This is a genomic window from Sphaerisporangium sp. NPDC051011, from assembly GCF_040653595.1.
Lineage (GTDB): Bacteria > Actinomycetota > Actinomycetes > Streptosporangiales > Streptosporangiaceae > Sphaerisporangium.
In genome coordinates this window covers 219,936-235,951 of sequence record NZ_JBFAGG010000008.1, presented here as the reverse complement: position 1 = coordinate 235,951, position 16,016 = coordinate 219,936, and the positions used below count along the sequence as shown (strand labels likewise).

The window sequence follows — 16,016 nt, the reverse complement described above, 5'->3', positions numbered from 1 at the left end:
CCTGCCGTTCAGGTTCAGGTCCCTGCGTGGCCACGCTCGCCCGTTACGGTCCAGCCGTTACCTTGGAAGCGGTTGGTTGGAGACAGAATGGAACCCGTAGGCGAGCAGCGCGGCGTCGGGCGTCGTGCGCTGCTTCAGGCCGCACTGACCACCCCCGCCGTCGGCGCCATCGCGGCGACGATGGGCGCCTCTCCGGCGAGCGCCGACCGCGACGGCGGCGACGGCGAGCGAGGCGAGGGGCGCTTCGACGAGCAGAGCCCCCGTTTCGCGTTGGCGGTGATGCCGGACACCCAGTACCTTTTCGACGCGGACAGCGCCGATCCCACGCCCCTGCTGGGGACGTTCAAGTATCTGGTCGCGGAGCGAGAGGACGCGAACATCGCGTTCATGACGCATCTCGGCGATGTCACCGAGCACGGCACCGACCAGGAACTCGATCTCGCGGACAAGACGTTCCGCGCCATCGACAAGAAGATGCCGTACAGCATCCTCGCCGGGAACCATGACGTCCACTCGGACGACCAGCGCGGAGACTCGCCCTACCTGCGCGTCTTCGGGCCGCAGCGCTTCGCCAAGTCACCGACGTTCGGCGGCGCGTCTCCGGACGGCTACAACAGCTACCACGTCATCAAGGCGGGCGGCCGTCCGTGGCTGATCCTCGCCCTCGACTGGAGGCTGTCGGACAAGGGGTTGCAGTGGGCGCAGAGCGTCCTCGACGCCCATCGCACGCTCCCGGTCATCCTCACCACCCATGAACTGGTCGCGGCCGACGAGAGCGGCAAGGCGTCCCTCTCCGGCTACGGGAAGCAGTTGTGGGACCGGTTCATCCGCAAGAACGACCAGATCTTCCTCACGCTCAACGGCCACTTCTGGCCGCCCGGCCGCACGACCCTGAAGAACGACGCCGGGAACGATGTCCACGCCCACATCACGAACTACCAGGACCGCTACTACGGCGGTGCGGGCATGATCCGCCTGTACCACTTCGACCTCGTCCGCAAGGTCATCGACGTCGAGACGTTCTCGCCGTGGTTCCTCGCCCGCGATCCGCAGCGGCGGACTCCTCTGGAGGCCGAGACCCTGGAGCTCACCGGCCCGGTCGACCGCTTCAGCGTCGAGATCGACTTCGAGGCGCGCTTCCAGGGATTCGCGCCCGTGGTGCTCCCCGCGCCGCGCCCGGCGAGCGCCGTCACGCCCCGGGGAACCGTGGCGTACTGGCGCTTCGACGCGGCAGGGATTCCCGGAGCCGGAACGGCGGGGAGCCCGATCGCTCCCGGCACTGTCGTCCGCGATCTCACCGGTCAGGGCAACGACCTGGTCGTCCAGCGGCTGAACTCGAGCGCACCCGGCGTGCTGACCTGGTCGTCCGAGCACCACACCGGACAGCCCGCGCACGCGAGCCTGCGTTTCGACGGCGGCAAGAACCCCGACCGGGGCGCGATTCTCGAGGCCGTGGCCGGCGCCCCCGTCAACAGCATGAAGTTCCGCTCCGGCTACACGATCGAGGCGTTCGTCAAGCTGCCCGCTCCCTTCCAGGGCGACCACGCCTGGATGGGCATCCTGAGCTGGGAAGGCCGTAACGGCGACGCCGGTAAGACCAACGGCTGGTCCCGGGACGAACCCACCTGCAGCCTGAACCTGTCCCCCGAACGCTTCGTGCAGTACGTCGTCTACCCGGACGTACAGGACGCGAGCCCCACCTCCTGGAGCCACGCCGTGCCCACGGGGGAGTGGATGCACCTCGCGGTGGTCAACAACGGCCAGGCGACGGTGATGTACGTGAACGGATCCAAGATCGCCCGCAATCCCACCCAGCCGTCGACGGGCATCGCCACCCTCGGCAAGCCCTTCGTCATCGGCGCCACCCAGTTCGCCCAGAAGTTCGGCCAGGGCTTCTACGGCTGGATCGGCGACGTCCGCATCTCCTCCCGCCCGCTGAAGCCCACTGAATTCCTGACCACCTACAAGTAACAAACCCTGAAAAGGGGGCCGGCATCCCAGCCGGCCCCTTTTCCGCTGCTACGCACGCATGGCCCCGCACCGCCACGAGCGCAAACCCGCCACCTCGAGACCGAACGATGTTCCGTAGGAGCCCCAACCTCCGGTATCCAAGACGAGCCAACGCCTGGTCACTACCTTCCAACCGTGAACGCGACCTGGTGCACGTGTTCGGAGAGGGCTGGCTGCGATGACCTCGACGGTGCCGACCACTAACCACCTGAAGTTCCGCGTCACTCTTGAGGAGACGCTCGACACGAAGATCATCGTGTGGGGTGCCGATCCCACCGATGCTCCCATCCGTTCCGGGGTGAGCGCTCGTACGCTCGCGGAACTCTTCGAGGAGGTCGAAGCGGTCAAGCACTTCATCCTCGACCTTCCAACCGATGTCCCGATTTCCGTGGAATACGTGTACGAGCTACCGGGGGTGCCGCAGGACCTTCTCCATTCCTACCAAGAAGAACGCGCACACCTTCGCCGAGCCGCCGCTGAGATGGCGACGCTACTTCGTCGCGCCGGCGTAACCGACGACGACAGCGCGACCCTCCTGGGTCTTTCAGACCTGCGAACAGGCGACCTCCGGCCTTCCTGACATGGTTGCCATAGGAAATTCGGCCAAGCAAGCCGAGAAACACAAGGGCTGAGCTATTCCACCCTCGGGCCACGGAAGATGATCCACAACAGATACGCTTGCAAGAGTCCAAATGACAGAATAATCCCCCAGAGGGCTGTGGGTAGTGCCCATGTAGATCCAGTCGCGAAGCCTTCAAAGGAGATTTGCCTGAACAGGATAACTGGAAATAAACCCAGAGGCGCGACTATCAGCATTGGCCATAACGATACGGAGTCTTTTCCGGAGAGCAGTGCGAGTAGAGAAGTAATGCCAACTGCTAGCAGTATTGCCAGGTAGACAAGGACTGCAATAGCGGCTCTTTTGCCATTCCGGCGTTCCTTGATAGCTCTTGCCACTGAAGTCCGCCCTTCTTGTCTCGCTGGGGTGGATTGGCTACGTAGCCACTGGTGGCGATTACCCAGTCCCACTCTCGGTTGGCTGCCAGAGTCTGGAGTTCGGCTTCGGCCTCCCTGTCGCCTCGAACGGTTCCACTCCGGTTAGGCCGCGGTTGAATGTCATCACCTGATGGCCGAGGGCGAGGGCGTGTTCCACGAAGACCCTGCCAACGTAGCGTGTTCCGCCGAACACGAGGACTCTCATAGCCCTGATCATCCACCAGAGGGGTCGGCTCGGTCGACGCTTGAGGTGACCAGCGGTCACGTTCACCGTTCCGATCGGCTCTCCTGATGCCGCACGAGTACGTCTCCCAGTCAAATGTGGAACCTACAGGGTCGCCCCCCCATCGTGGGCGATCACATCGGCAGGCAGACGTTCGTCTGCGGAGGGTCGGTAGACAAAGCCCGGACAGGAGTCGGCGCCGGCGACTACCGTTTCTACTACGCGAAGACGTTCGACGGTGTCAATCTGACAATCAGTACTGTCGTGATGGCCTCCGAACAACGGCTTCGGCACTCACGTTTGGTGGGTGAACCCGCATATGGGCGTTCACCCATCAACACGAGTGCACGCCATGTGCTGCCTATCAAAACAGTCATGCTTAACCTGCCATGCGAGGTGTGAAGGATGCTCAAAGGAACCGTTCTCGTCTTGGCACTTCCCGTAATCATTATCTTTTTGATGGTGTGGAATAAAAAGACGCGTCCATCGAAATTCCGCCTACTGGGAGGTATTGCGCTGGCGGTGTATGTTCTCCTATTATTGGACGTGACGCTATTTCCGCTTCCAGTTCAATCGGAGGTGCTACGTGATCGCCGATTGTATGGTTCCCCTCCTAACAATCTGATCCCCCTCAAGGGGCTGATCGGCATGATGGAACACCAAAGTTCGGCGGTGCTGATCAGGCAAATCGTCGGCAACATTCTACTCTTCCTGCCACTGGGCTACCTGGTTCCCGCGATCTGGAAAGTCAGGGGTGTTCACCGTCTGGCGTTCATAGCTTTTAGCGTATCGCTGCTCATAGAAGGGGCGCAATTCCTCATATCTCAGGCAATCGGCTACACCTACAGGATTTTTGACGTCGACGATCTCATCCTGAACACTTTGGGTGGTATTATAGGCTATGTCATATATGCTGCGTTTGTTCCGGTGATTAGGGCCTTCGAGATGGACGTTGTGCAGCATGCCAAACCCTCTGACGGGCGCAGTGCCTCTAGCTCAGCTAACCCGTGAGGTAACCGGTTCACGCTCACTGCGCCCTATGTCGGCCGATCAGGCAGGTTCCTTTGTGGTAGATCGTGCGGCCGCCGGCCTGCTGGACGGGGTAGCGGGACAGGAAGTTGCTGCGGACCTGGAAACGAGTCGCGGACCCGACTCCGGGGTGCGGGACGTTCCAGTCTCGGGTGTCGGTGAGAGAGTCATGCGTTCGAAACGACCGGGTGGGCCGTTTCATGCGATGACGATCGACGAGGCTGCTTGCGCATGGTGCGGGGTCTTCTAGGCTGGATTGTGCGGAAACTGCACCTGATCTAGGAGTCCCGACATGGTACGCGTGCGACTCGACAGTTGGCCCGAGATCGGGGGGCGGGTGGCAGCGGCGCGGGAGCGTGCGGGTTTCACTCAGCGAGAGCTTGGTGATCGGGTCGGGCTACACCGGTCGGCGATCACGCGCGTGGAACTCGGTCAGCGTCAGTTGGACGCGTTGGAGCTGGCTCGGCTCGCGGACGCGCTCGGACGGTCGGTCGAGTGGTTTCTCACCCGCCCGCCAGCATCGATCGCAAGCCACCGTATCGGCCTCTCGGCCGACCAGAATGTCCAGCGACTCGAGGACGAGTTGGAACGAACCAGCCGGGACGTAGAGCTGCTGACCGACATAGGTGTGCTTTCGGTCGCCACCGCGGCGCTCCCCGCAGGGGGCACCACGCTGGCGGACGCTGAGGCGGGCGCGATCGAGGCACGTTCATTGCTCCGGCACGGTGACGGTCCTCTTGTGGACCTGCAAGCGGTCGTCGAGTCGTTCGGTCTCCTCGCCTTCTCCCTGGATCTGGGGCCCAAGGTGATAGACGGCGGCTACGTGCGTCTCGGGAGCGTCGGGGTCGCGCTGGTCAACGGTGCGGCGGACACCGGTCGGCGTCGTTTCACCCTGGCGCATGAGCTGGGCCATCATCTGCTCGCGGACGAGTACACGACCGAGTTCGGACTCGGGACGGCTCCGGCGGACCGAGAGGCGCTGATCAACGCCTTCGCGGTCCATTTCCTGCTACCGCGCACGTCCGTCATTCGCCGCTGGAAGCAGTTGTCCCAGGAGTTGGAGGACCCGCGATCCCGGTTGGTCGTACTTGCGGCGGAGTACCGGGTCAGTTGGACGGCGGTGGTCTCGCATGCGCGCACCCTTGAATTGATCTCTCGTAACCAGTTTGAGCCTCTCAAGGTTCAGCGCCCGACTCCCGCTGACTACCTGGAGATGGGTGTCCGAGTCGAACACGAACTCCAGCCGATCGCGCTGGCCCCGTCTTACTCGCAGGCGGCGGTTCGCGCCTACCGGCGAGGCATAATAAGCGCGGATCGAGCGATAGAACTGCTGCGGCACACCTTGGTGCCCGAAGATCTCCCCAGACCGCACGAGATGCCGATCGACCCCCTGGCGGCCGACTTCGAAGATCTCGCATGACCAAGGGGTTGGCGTCCGTGTCGGCTCCTTTTCGCCGGGTATGCCGCATGTTTGCTGCTCACCGGCACATGGTTCCTGCGACGGCATCCAGGTCGAATGACCCCCAGCAGGCCGCCTTCAACTGGTGGCCCTTACCTGACCATCCAGCATTGATTACCTTGAGACCGCGCTCCTGAATACGCTCTACGGCGGGCACGAAGTCGGCGTCACTGGTGATCAATACGGCGACGTCGTAGGCATCTTGCCAAGCGAGCGACAGCATGTCCGTCACGATCGCGGCATCAACGCCCTTTTCGAGCCTGGCCCTGTAGGGCTGATCGCATGTCGGACAGGCGGTGGTCACGGCTCCACAGTTCCGGCAGTGCACGTGTCGCGGCTGAGACCGTCGCTCGCGAATCGACACTCTCCAGCTAGGCAGGCGCTCGATGGTCCCCGTCAGCCAGTTGCGGAGCCTGGCATCAGAGACGGGATCAACTGAGGCATAGAGTAGCGTTTCTTCCAGATCCACAGGGTCGGTGAGCCCCACGGCAGTGAGCACCGACGCCGCCGAACCGACAACAGTAGGAGGTAATGCGCGCCAATCGCACTGCTTCGGACCCATATTGGAGTTCCAGCTCAACTGGAAGTTCCAGAAATCGATGAAAATCCTGATCCGGCGTGCCGTCATCGCGTAACCCCTGAACATTGCGCTTGTTTCTGCAAAAAATACGGGGAGCCCGAAGGCTCCCCGGAGACGCAATGCGTGCGCAGGCGAAGCTGCGCACGGGGTCGTAATGAAGCTAGGGTACCTGACCGATCCCGACAGCGTCAAAGCTCGACACATCACGCTCCGTGCCTGGAAGTGTCTCAGAGCGACGGCAGTGGGAGGAGTGATTCGCGGACATCGAGCCGGTCCGGCACGCCACCTTCGGTGCGATCTTGCTCGGGCGTCTTGGTCTCATCGAGGGGCTGCGTGTGCGTCGCCTGCTTTCGGTCCCTCGGGGGATGGCAGGTGCCAGCGGGCCCAGATGGTCTTGCCTGTCCCGTCTGGGAGAAGGTCTGTGCCGTGGGCGGTGGTGAGGGCCGCGACGATCGGGAGGCCGCGGCCGTGGAGGGAGTCGGGGCTGAGGGAGAGGTGGCGGGGGCTGCCGGGGCCGTGGTCGGTGACGCGGATGGTCAGGCACTCGGGGGAGGCGCTGAGGGAGAGCCTGATCGGGGGCTCGCCGTGGGTAACGGCGTTGGCGAAGAGCTCGGCGGTTACCAGGACCGCGTCGTCGGCGAGGTCGTCCAAGGCCCAGGCGGTGAGAGTGTCGTGGACCATCCTGCGGGCCTTGGCGGCCATCGAGGGGTCGTGGGGCAGGTCCCAGGACGCGGTACGTGTGCCGTCCGGTGTTCCGGCCATCGGGGCTGCTCCTCGGTGTGGGGGAGGCGGGGCAAAGGCAGGGGGTGTGGCGAGAACGCTGGGTGGAGGGGTCCGCTCGGCTTCGCGCACTGGGGCGGCCTGTTCGGGCTGACGCATCGGGGTGGTCCGCCGGGCTTCGTGTGGCGGGGTGGTTTGTTCGGCTTCGCGCATCAGGGTGCGTAGTTCGTCGGGCATGCGGGCCTGGACGATCAGGGGGTTCGGGGTGGGCCAGATGGCGGCGGCGTAGAAGCGGCGGGTGCCGACGCCGTACCAGACGGCCCAGCCGGGTTCTAACCGGTCCAGTTGCTGCGCGGCGGCGCGCTTGGCCGGGTCCCATCGTCGCCGAGTGACCTGTACGGCGGGCGCTCCCCGCCGGTGTCGCCCGTTGACTCCCGCGGTCCTCCCAAGGGTGCGCATGAGTATTCCTCCGTCGGCTGGATTTGCCCGTTATGGATGAGCGGCCAAGGTCGAATGTTTCGACATTTCGGACAGATCTGGGCTATTCATCTCGCGTTTTTAATTAACGCTTCCCAGGTTTATGACCAGCGTCGTAGGCTCCGCAATAAGGCGCCGACCGTACGGGCGACCGTGAAGGCGGCATCCATTCCGTGAGCGACTGTGAGGGACCGTGAACGGCAATCGCATGACACCGCTCGAATTCTTTGCTAGGGAACTCCGGCAGGCGCGCGAGGCCACCGGAATGAGCCAGTCCCAGCTCGCGACGGCGATCGTCGGTTACTCCCCGTCCTTCGTCGCGATGGTGGAGACAGGCAGAAGGGTCCCCAAGCCCGACTTCGCCGTACGCTGCGACAAGGTGCTGGGGACGGGTGGAATTCTCACCCGACTGGCCCAGGATCTCGTGTGTCGCAGTATGCCCCCCGAGTGGGTGGGGAAATGGCTTTCGATCGAGGCCAGGGCGACGTCGCTCCTATGGTACGAACCGCTTCTCGTGCCGGGCCTGCTGCAAATAGAGGCTTACGCGCGTGAGGTCATCGACCGGTCGGGAAGACCCTTCGACGTGGACGACCAGGTGGAGGCGCGCCTCGAGCGTCAGCGCATCCTGAGTTCGGAAGCGCCGCCGATGTTCGTCGCGATCATGGACGAGAACGTCCTTCGCCGGCCGGTCGGCGGGCCGCAAGTGATGTACGACCAGATCATGCACCTGCTGGACGTCGCGCAGCATCCTCGGGTCGTAATACAGATTGTGCCGCTGGACGTTGGTGCCTATCCTGGCCTCGCAGGACCCCTCGTCGTCACGGGTTTCGACGGAAGCGAGGTCGTCTACGTGGATAATGCGCTGAGCGGCGATGTCATCGAACACGCTCCCGATGTGGCGGCCCTGAAATGCCTGTGGGAATCTCTCCGGGCCGAGGCGCTGCCGACCAGGCAATCGATGAACCTGATGGCAAAGGTGGCAGAGACATGGAAGTGAACGGCCTGTCGTGGCGTAAATCCTCGTACAGCAGTGGCAACGGCGGTGCCTGTGTGGAAGTCGCCGTTCTCTCGCAGGGGGTCGCCGTGCGGGACAGTAAGGATCTCGGGGGGCCTGTGGTGAGGTTCGGTGGCGGGGAGTGGGGGGTGTTCGTCGCCGGGGTGAAGGCGGGTCTGTTCGCGGGCGTGTAGTGGAGCGGAAGATCGCCGTGTGGGGTGCCGATCCCATCGATGCTCCCATCCGTCCAGGCAATCGATGAACCTGATGGCGTAGGTGGCGGAGACATGGACGTGAAGAACCTGCGGTGGCGGAAATCCTCCTACAGCAGTGGCAATGGCGGGGACTGCGTGGAGGTTGCGTCTCTGCCGCAACGTGTGGCCGTGCGAGACAGCAAGAATCCGGGCGGACCCGTGCTGGGGTGCGCTTCCGCTGAGTGGCACATGTTCGTCGGTGAGGTGAAAGCCGGTCGGCTGGGCGGGCGTGACTAGGTCACTGCGCGCTCTTTGGCGCTGATCCAGGTCGTTCCAGATGATCCGTAATCGGGCGCCGGCATCGCCGTCGTCCCTTCTCGCCGACGTGGCGCCCGGTAAGAGCCGCACGATGAAACCGGTGGCGGCGTGATGGCGGAGGTTCCGGTTGGACCGTGGTGGTCCGTTGACAAGAGGGCGGAAAGATGGACGTGAACGGGTCGCTGTGGCGTAAGTCTTCTTACAGCAGTGGCAATGGTGGTAACTGCGTGGAAGTCGCGGCTCTCTCGCAGGGGGTCGCTGTGCGGGACAGTAAGGATCTCGGGGGGCCTGTGGTGAGGTTCGGTGGCGGGGAGTGGGGGGTGTTCGTCGCCGGGGTGAAGGCGGGGGTGTTCGCGGGCGGGTAGTGCGGGGGGCCGTGGCTTGGGGGTGGCGGGGGAATGGACGGTGGGTTGCCGGGGGGCGGGTCGCGTGTGAGGTTCTCGTGCGCGTGCTGGGGTGGGGGTTGAAGGCGACAAAGCGGGCTTGACTTGTGGGCAAGTTCGGACATTTCAATGCTTGTAAGAATTTGTCACTCTCCGACTGACTCGCTGCTTCGTCTGGGACCGGGAAACCCCCTGGCCGGAGTCCTCAGAGAGCTTCGTGGAAGTTCGAGGTAGAAGGAGAAGGCTCGTGACCCGAGTCCTCATGACCGCCCTCGCCACCGTCACCGCACTCGCCCTGACCACCGGGACGGCCGTGGCCGCGCCCGCCGATCCCGGCTCGGCCTCCCTGACCGGAGGCGCCACCGCCGCGGTGGAGCGTAAGGCTCCGCTGCCGAGCGAGGTGTTCACCGTCACCGACCGTCTCGCCGAGCAGGTCGCGGGGGCGCTCGCCTACAAGGCCGTCCGTGAGCGCGCCGTGGCGGCCACCGCCGCCGGGGACGCGGACCTCGCGGCGTTCGCGTCCGGCACCACGCTGGACGGGGCCGTGCGCGCCGCGAACCAGGACGTGCTGGCGGCCAAGGCGCTTCCCCTGAACGGCGGTTCGCTGCTGCGCGTGCGGCTCGCGGAGCCGTCCATGCGCGCGGCCCTGGCGCGCGGTGAGGCGCCGCTCGTGGCGGCGGCTCCGACCGATGACGAGCCCGCCCCGATCACCGCGTACGACTCGCTCGGCGGCAAGGTGAGCCTCGATCCGGCGAAGGTGCCCAAGCGGCCGGTGCTGGTCGTGGACGTCGACGTCGCCAAGGCGCTGCCCCTGGGGCTCCAGGTGACGCGGGACGCCCTGGCGGCCCGGGGCCTGGTGGCCGCCAAGCCCAGCGGCGCGCAGGTCAAGGCGGCGGGTGGCTACTGGGCGACGAAGGTCAACGCCGTCCGGTTGAAGGACGACAAGGAGCCCTGGATCAAGGGCGACGCCGAGATCTTCAGCGTCGTGGGCGGCTTCGGCCTGGACGGCAAGGCGACCATCAACATCGTCCAGATGCCGTACCTGGACAACGACAACACCACGTACTACCCGAACCAGCTCCTCGTGCACTACTCGGCCTACAAGTACAACCTGGCCGACGTCGTCATGATGGAGGACGACGGTGACACCAACTACCTGGCGCTCGCCCAGGCCATCGCCACCGCGCTGCTGACGATCATCGACGCCGGCGTGTACATCCCGCTGGTGAACGGCATCCTGTCGGCGATGCCCAACTCGTGGTGGACAGACGACCCCGACTACGTCGACTCCTGGTACACCCTGGCCACCACCAGCAGCGGCCACCTCAACGGCGCCAGCGGCAACGGCTGGATGGAGGTCAGCCCGTACTGGGTGCCCGAGCTCTGACCGGTACAACGACGGGTGGCTCCCCCGCGCGAACACGGGAGAGCCACCGTCGGGCGTTCCGGGCTACCCCGCGGCGGGGGTCAGCGTGCGCAGGGCGTGTTCGACCAGGGCCACCAGCACGATCTTGGCGGAGGCGCGGCGGCGGACGTCGCACATGATGACCGGGATTTCCGGGTCGAGGTCGAGGGCGATCCGGACATCCTCCGCCTCGTGGCGGTCGGCTCCGTCGAAGCAGTTGACCGCGATGATGAACGGCGTGCCGCGCTGCTCGAAGTAGTCGATGGAGGGGAAGCAGTCGGTGAGGCGGCGCGTGTCGGCGAGGACGACGGCCCCGAGCGCGCCGTAGGACAGCTCGTCCCACATGAACCAGAAGCGCTCCTGGCCGGGCGTGCCGAACAGGTAGACGACCAGGCCCTCGCGGATGGTGATGCGGCCGAAGTCCATGGCGACCGTGGTGGTCGTCTTGCCTTCTACCCCGTCCACGTCGTCGACGCCGATGCCGCGGTCGGACAGCACCTCTTCGGTGCGCAGCGGCCGGATCTCGCTGATCGCCCCGACCAGCGTGGTCTTGCCCACGCCGAACCCGCCCGCGACCAGGATCTTGAGGGCGACGGGCTCCTCAGAGGGCTCGTAAGCCATTGATCACTTCCTTGAGAATGCGCTCGCTAGGGCGCGGCCCCTTGTTGTGGGCGGGGGCCCGTACGCTGATCAGGTCCTGGTCGTGGAGATCGCCGAGGAGAACGCGGACCACGCCGAGCGGCAGGTCGATCTCGGAGGCGATGTCCACGACGGACATCGGCCGTTCGGCCAGCTCGAGGATGCGAGTCTCCTCGGGGCCGAGACCGGCGTCGCCAGTGTACGGAGCGCCCGTCGCCGTGACCATGGCGATCAGGTCGAGATCGTCCGCCGACGACCGCGTGCGCCCGCGGATGAGCGCGTACGGACGGACGATCGGCCCTGCCTCCTCGTCGAGCCACTGCTCTCCCCGCCTGGTCATGACAGGGTCCGCCGCGGATTGGTCGAGATGTGCTGGCCCACGCGCTTGACGAGCATCGCCATCTCGTAGGCGATGTGACCGACGTCGGCGTCCGAGCTGCTCAGCACCGCGAGGCAGGTGCCGGTGCCGGCCGCCGTCACGAACAGGAAGGCCGACTCCATCTCGACGATGGTCTGCCGCACCTCACCGCCGCCGAAGTGGCGTCCCGCGCCGCGGGCGAGGCTCTGGAAGCCGGACGCGACGGCCGACAGGTGCTCGGCGTCCTCACGGCTGAAGCCCGAGGAGGCTCCCACGACCAGGCCGTCGGTGGAGAGGATGACCGCCTGGCGCACGGCCGCGACCCTGCTGATCAGATCGTCGAGGAGCCAGTTGAGTTCGCCATTCGACGACACTATGCCGGTCATTCGTCGCCCTTCTCGCCATTCGTCTGGTGTACGTAACCATCACTATGGTTGCGTAGGTCTCGCCTTTGGTCACGTTGGTCCGGCCGGATGGTGACGGGGGCGTCGCTCTCGGATGCTCCGGTTGGCGGGGTGTTCTCGCCGTCGTGGCTGCTCAGCGGCTCGCCGTGCGCCCTCGGGCCGTCGGCGGCCATTTCCGGGACTTCTTCTTCCGCTTCGAGGCGTCCGCGGCGTCCTCCTTGCTGGAACGCGGCGAACATGGCGCGGGCATCTTCCGGCGACCGCTCCGCGGAGCCGGTCGCGTCCGCCGTGCGTCGCGGCAGGGGGGTGGCCTCCGCGGGCGTGGGCGCGGACAGAGGGCCGGTGGTCTCGCGGAGCTGGGGCGCCATGTTGGCCTGGCGGACGCGGCGCGGCAGCCCGCGGTGCGTGCCGGTGGACGTGGAGCGGGGGGCGGGCCGCTCGGGCGCGTCGTTCGCGGGGACGGGCGGGCCGATCGGGCCGGTGTCCGCGATGCCCGGCACCACCGTCAGGGACGGTGTGGACTCCGGCGCGCGCGAGGTGGGCGGGGTGAAGAACATCGACGGCTTCGGCTCGTCGGCGTCACCGGCGGAAACGGCGGGCCCGAGGGCCGGGGTCTGCCAGGCCGAGGCCGAGGGCGCCTGCGGCGCCGGTGGCGCGGTGAGCGGGCCGTGGGAGGGGACGACGTCGGCCAGCGAGCCGGGGATGGGCGAGGGCGAGCCGTCGTCGGCGACCAGCGTCTTCGGGATGAGGACGATGGCCGTCGTCCCGCCGTACGCCGAGGCGCGCAGGATCACGCTGACGCCGTTACGCGCGGCGAGCTGCCCGACCACGAACAGGCCGAGCCGGTCGCTGTCGGCCAGGTCGAACTCGGGCGGGTGGGCGAGGCGCTCGTTGACGGCGTCGTACTCGTGCGGGGCCATCCCGAGGCCGCGGTCCTCGATCTCGACGGCGAAACCGTTGGCCACCACCTCGCCGCGCACCTGCACCCGCGTCTGCGGCGGCGAGAAGATCGTCGCGTTCTCGATCAGCTCGGCGATCAGGTGGATGAGGTCGGTGACCGAGTTGCCGCTCAGGTGGGCGTTCGGCAGGGGCATCACGGTGACCCGCGTGTAGTCCTCCACCTCGGCGACGGCGGCGCGCACGATGTCCACGACGGGGACGGGCTTGCGCCACGCGCGGCCGGGCGCCGCGCCCGACAGGATGATGAGGCTCTCCGCGTGGCGGCGCATGCGGGTGGTCAGGTGGTCGAGCTGGAACAGGTCCCGCAGGGCGTCGGGGTCGGCGGCGCGCCGCTGCATGGCGTCCAGCAGGGTGAGCTGCCGGTGCAACAGTCCCTGCTTGCGGCGCGCGAGGTTCAGGAACACCTGGCCGACGCCCCGGCGCAGGTTCGCCTGCTCCACCGCCGCCTGGACGGCCGTGTGGCGTACGGAGCCGAACGCGCGGGCGACGTCCGCGATCTCGGAGGAGTCGCCCTCGTTGATGTCCGGCGCGTCGGCCTCGACGTCGACCTCCTCGCCGCGGCGCAGGCGGGCCACGACGTGCGGCAGCCGTACGTCGGCGAGCTCGCGCGCGGAGTTGCGCAGGTCGGCCAGTTCGCGGACGAGGCGGCGGCCGAAGCGCACCGAGATGATGATGGACGCGATGACCGCGACCAGGCCGAGCCCGCCGGCGAGGCCGATGCGGACCAGGATGCCGGTGGCGACGTTCTGGGCGCGGCTCGCCATCGTTCTCGACGACTTGAGGCCGACCTCGTCGAGTATGGCCGACAGGTTGTCGGTGATCGGCCGCCATGCCTTCACCGACGGGGGTAGCGGGGCGCCCGCCCGCGCCCGGTTGATGAGGTCCTGTTCCATGGTCTGGAACCGCTTGAAGGTGAGGGTGGCGAATACCTCTTCGTACGGTTTGCGGAGCTCGGGGTCGAATGTGGCCATGCCCCGGGCGTACTGCGCGCGGCGGTTGGCGGCCCAGTCGGCGAGCGCCGCGTACTCGGCGTCGGACAGGCGGCCGGTGGAGAGGGCGCTGAGGACGAGGGCGTTCTCGCGGGAGATGTACTCGCGGGCGTTGCCCATCGCCAGCAGCGCGCCGGCCTGCTCGAAGATCGTGAGGTCCGGGACCGACGACATGCGGTCGTACACGTGGAACATCGCGTCCATGATGTGGTTGTAGGACTGCGCGATGTCCAGGCGGGTGGTCTGCTCGGTGTCCACGTTGGCGCGGAGGGCGGGGAGCCGCTGGAGTTCCTCCTGGAGGGCGCCGAGCGCGTCCTCCATCCCGACGGTGTCGCCGGATTGGCGGGCGACCTCGGCCTCGAACCTGGCGAGCGACAGGTCGGTGGTGTGGCGCTGGGCGGCGAGCCGGTCGACGTCGCCGGCGGAGGTGCTGAGCCGGGAGACCGAGAGCATGCGTTCGGCCTGAAGCTGCAGGCCCAGGTCGGTCGAGGTGACGCCGATGCCCTGGTAGGTGGTGTTGGCCCTGGCGAGGGAGATGCCATCACCAATCGTGAGATTCAGGACAAATCCCCATAAGGCACTGAGTGACAGCAGAGGGAGCAGTAGCAATGAAAAGATCTTGAAGCGGATGGACCGCTTGCCAGAACCCATGGTGACTCCTGCATGCCTCGGAGGATCGTGCCGTATTTATAGGGAAATGCACCTCCGGAAGATCGGTCTGAAGGCTAGCACCGATAGAGTTCCGGCGTACGGGAGGCAGACATGATTAGTGTGATCACGGGGGCCAGCGCCGGCATCGGAGCCGCCGCCGCAGAGGGGCTCGCGCGCGCCGGGCACGACGTCGTCCTCGTCGGCCGATCCCGCGCCAGGCTCACGTCGGTCGCCGACGCCGTCGCCCGCGCGGCCGGTCGCCGTCCCGACATCGCCACCGCCGACTTCGCCTCCTTCGAAGAGGTCACCCGGCTCGCCGCCGACCTGCTCGACCGCTACGAGCGCATCGACGTGCTCGTCAACAACGCCGGGGTCATGTCCACCGAGCGGCGGCTGACGCGCGACGGCCACGAGCTGATGATGCAGGTCAACCACCTGTCGCCGTTCCTGCTCACCAACCTGCTGCTCGCCCGCGTCACCGCCTCCGCGGGCAGGGTCGTCACGACCTCGTCCCAGGCCGCCAAGTCCGGCCGCCTCGACCCCGGCGACCTCGACCGCGGGCGCCGCCGCTGGAGCGCCTGGCTGCAGTACGGCGACACCAAGCAGGCCAACGCGCTGTTCACGGTCGCGCTCGCCCGTCGCGGCGTCGCGGCCACCTGCTTCCATCCCGGCGTCATCCGCACGGGGTTCGCCCCCGACAGCCTGTACATGAAGCTGCTCATGGTGATCCCCGGCGTCGCGCGCACCCCCGAGCAGGGGGCGAGCACGCTCGTCCACCTCGCCACCACGCCCGACGGCGTCAAGCACACCGGGCGCTACTTCGCGAAGGGCGTCCCGGCCTCGACGTCCCCGCGCATGACCGACCCCGAGCTGGCCGCCGCGCTGTGGACGAACAGCCTCGCCGTCACCGGCCTCTCGGCCGACGAACTGTCGTGAAATCGTTGTGAAACGGTGGGCCGGAAAGGAGCCCGGCCGGTGCCCGTAAGGCTCCGGTCAGCTCTTCTTCAAGTGGCGGACGGGTGGTGTTCGCCTGGAGGACACCTGGCGTTCGCCGCGCTCCCAGCCGATTTGGCTAGGGTTCGGAGGCTGTGACAGCGCCCCACCGCCCGGAATGGGTCGGCCCCGATTTCGAGACGCAGCCGCTGCCGACCGTCGTTCCGGAGCCTTCCCCGGCCCCGGAGACCCACGCTCCGGCCGTCCCGGAGGCTTGGACGGCCCCTGCGGCCC

17 protein-coding genes are annotated in these 16,016 nt (G+C 66.6%); 10 read left to right on the top strand and 7 right to left on the bottom strand.

The features are described 5' to 3' along the window. The first annotated feature begins 87 nt into the window (after positions 1–87). From AB0H21_RS20365 to AB0H21_RS20355, 3 genes are all read left to right on the top strand, one after another. Complete coding sequence (locus AB0H21_RS20365; RefSeq protein ID WP_358518549.1) at positions 88–1,971, top strand: LamG-like jellyroll fold domain-containing protein; 1,884 nt, start codon at positions 88–90, stop codon at positions 1,969–1,971. A gap of 217 nt (positions 1,972–2,188) precedes the next feature. After that, the gene (locus tag AB0H21_RS20360) at positions 2,189–2,590 is read left to right on the top strand and encodes a hypothetical protein (protein WP_358518547.1); all 402 of its coding nucleotides are present in this window, start codon (positions 2,189–2,191) and stop codon (positions 2,588–2,590) included. 1,044 nt (positions 2,591–3,634) lie between these two features. Continuing rightward, the gene (locus AB0H21_RS20355; protein WP_358518545.1) at positions 3,635–4,240 is read left to right on the top strand and encodes a VanZ family protein; all 606 of its coding nucleotides are present in this window, start codon (positions 3,635–3,637) and stop codon (positions 4,238–4,240) included. 16 nt (positions 4,241–4,256) lie between these two features. Here the strand turns inward: AB0H21_RS20355 and AB0H21_RS20350 are convergent, their stop codons facing one another. After that, positions 4,257–4,460 (bottom strand): hypothetical protein, encoded by a 204-nt coding sequence (locus AB0H21_RS20350; protein WP_358518543.1) that lies wholly within the window; start codon positions 4,458–4,460, stop codon positions 4,257–4,259. Between the two features lie 90 nt (positions 4,461–4,550). Between AB0H21_RS20350 and AB0H21_RS20345 the strand changes: the two genes are divergently transcribed. Further along, positions 4,551–5,678 (top strand): XRE family transcriptional regulator, encoded by a 1,128-nt coding sequence (locus AB0H21_RS20345; RefSeq protein WP_358518540.1) that lies wholly within the window; start codon positions 4,551–4,553, stop codon positions 5,676–5,678. A 58-nt stretch (positions 5,679–5,736) separates the two neighbouring features. Here AB0H21_RS20345 and AB0H21_RS20340 read toward each other — a convergent pair whose 3' ends face one another. Continuing rightward, entirely contained in the window at positions 5,737–6,345 is a 609-nt protein-coding gene (locus AB0H21_RS20340; protein WP_358518538.1) for an NYN domain-containing protein, read from the bottom strand. A 270-nt stretch (positions 6,346–6,615) separates the two neighbouring features. Next, positions 6,616–7,476 (bottom strand): ATP-binding protein, encoded by an 861-nt coding sequence (locus AB0H21_RS20335; protein ID WP_358518535.1) that lies wholly within the window; start codon positions 7,474–7,476, stop codon positions 6,616–6,618. Positions 7,477–7,687: 211 nt separating this feature from the next. On the opposite strand from AB0H21_RS20335, the gene AB0H21_RS20330 reads away from it, so the two are divergent. The 5 genes from AB0H21_RS20330 (at position 7,688) to AB0H21_RS20310 (ending at position 10,770) form a co-directional block, all read left to right on the top strand. After that, on the top strand, positions 7,688–8,491 hold the full coding sequence (locus AB0H21_RS20330) for a helix-turn-helix transcriptional regulator (RefSeq protein ID WP_358518534.1): 804 nt from the start codon (positions 7,688–7,690) through the stop codon (positions 8,489–8,491). Further along, positions 8,482–8,682 (top strand): DUF397 domain-containing protein, encoded by a 201-nt coding sequence (locus AB0H21_RS20325; RefSeq protein WP_358518531.1) that lies wholly within the window; start codon positions 8,482–8,484, stop codon positions 8,680–8,682. Before AB0H21_RS20330 ends, AB0H21_RS20325 begins: the two co-directional genes overlap by 10 nt. A 93-nt stretch (positions 8,683–8,775) precedes the next feature. After that, complete coding sequence (locus tag AB0H21_RS20320) at positions 8,776–8,979, top strand: DUF397 domain-containing protein (protein ID WP_358518528.1); 204 nt, start codon at positions 8,776–8,778, stop codon at positions 8,977–8,979. 185 nt (positions 8,980–9,164) lie between these two features. Further along, the gene (locus AB0H21_RS20315; RefSeq protein ID WP_358518525.1) at positions 9,165–9,365 is read left to right on the top strand and encodes a DUF397 domain-containing protein; all 201 of its coding nucleotides are present in this window, start codon (positions 9,165–9,167) and stop codon (positions 9,363–9,365) included. Between the two features lie 265 nt (positions 9,366–9,630). Next, positions 9,631–10,770, top strand: a complete 1,140-nt coding sequence (locus tag AB0H21_RS20310; protein WP_358518522.1) for a DUF3103 family protein — start codon at positions 9,631–9,633, stop codon at positions 10,768–10,770. 63 nt (positions 10,771–10,833) lie between these two features. Here AB0H21_RS20310 and AB0H21_RS20305 read toward each other — a convergent pair whose 3' ends face one another. The 4 genes from AB0H21_RS20305 to AB0H21_RS20290 are packed head-to-tail and all read right to left on the bottom strand — an operon-like array spanning position 10,834 to position 14,789. Further along, complete coding sequence (locus AB0H21_RS20305; RefSeq protein ID WP_358518520.1) at positions 10,834–11,409, bottom strand: ATP/GTP-binding protein; 576 nt, start codon at positions 11,407–11,409, stop codon at positions 10,834–10,836. Next, on the bottom strand, positions 11,390–11,767 hold the full coding sequence (locus tag AB0H21_RS20300) for a DUF742 domain-containing protein (protein WP_358518517.1): 378 nt from the start codon (positions 11,765–11,767) through the stop codon (positions 11,390–11,392). Before AB0H21_RS20300 ends, AB0H21_RS20305 begins: the two co-directional genes overlap by 20 nt. Then, entirely contained in the window at positions 11,764–12,171 is a 408-nt protein-coding gene (locus AB0H21_RS20295) for a roadblock/LC7 domain-containing protein (RefSeq protein ID WP_358518514.1), read from the bottom strand. The genes AB0H21_RS20300 and AB0H21_RS20295 overlap by 4 nt, the downstream gene beginning before the upstream one ends. Then, on the bottom strand, positions 12,168–14,789 hold the full coding sequence (locus tag AB0H21_RS20290) for a nitrate- and nitrite sensing domain-containing protein (RefSeq protein ID WP_358518512.1): 2,622 nt from the start codon (positions 14,787–14,789) through the stop codon (positions 12,168–12,170). The genes AB0H21_RS20295 and AB0H21_RS20290 overlap by 4 nt, the downstream gene beginning before the upstream one ends. A gap of 111 nt (positions 14,790–14,900) precedes the next feature. Between AB0H21_RS20290 and AB0H21_RS20285 the strand changes: the two genes are divergently transcribed. Then, a complete protein-coding gene (locus AB0H21_RS20285; RefSeq protein ID WP_358518509.1) occupies positions 14,901–15,725 on the top strand; it encodes an SDR family NAD(P)-dependent oxidoreductase in 825 nt (274 codons plus the stop codon). Positions 15,726–16,016 lie beyond the last annotated feature (291 nt).